The sequence below is a fragment of the Methylobacterium sp. WL103 genome (genome assembly GCF_008039885.1).
Taxonomy (GTDB): Bacteria; Pseudomonadota; Alphaproteobacteria; order Rhizobiales; family Beijerinckiaceae; genus Methylobacterium; species Methylobacterium cerastii.
Genome location: NZ_VRUX01001320.1, coordinates 1 through 258, shown reverse-complemented (window position 1 = coordinate 258; position 258 = coordinate 1). Strand labels below are relative to the sequence as shown.

Below are 258 nucleotides of genomic sequence, written 5' to 3'. Positions count from 1 at the left end.
CTCGGCCAACGCCACGAGATCGGCTGTCAGCGCCTCTTCATCATCGCGGCCCCGCGGCACCTTGCGCTGTGTCGAGCGATGCTGACCGAGCGCCCGACAGGCACGGCGCTCGGAGATGTTCATCGTCAGCTGGATGTGCTCGACACAGGCGCGTCGGCGCGCGGGGCTCAGAAGTTTCCCCGGGACGCCTCCTGCAGGATCAGCTTGTCGAGGGTGAGATCGGCGATTGCCTTTCGAAGCCGAGCATTCTCGGTCTCA

At 65.5% G+C, this 258-nt stretch carries 1 pseudogene; it reads right to left on the bottom strand.

Going from position 1 to position 258, the window contains the following annotated elements:
- Positions 1–258: pseudogene (locus FV222_RS29175) on the bottom strand (IS3 family transposase); the annotation flags it as partial.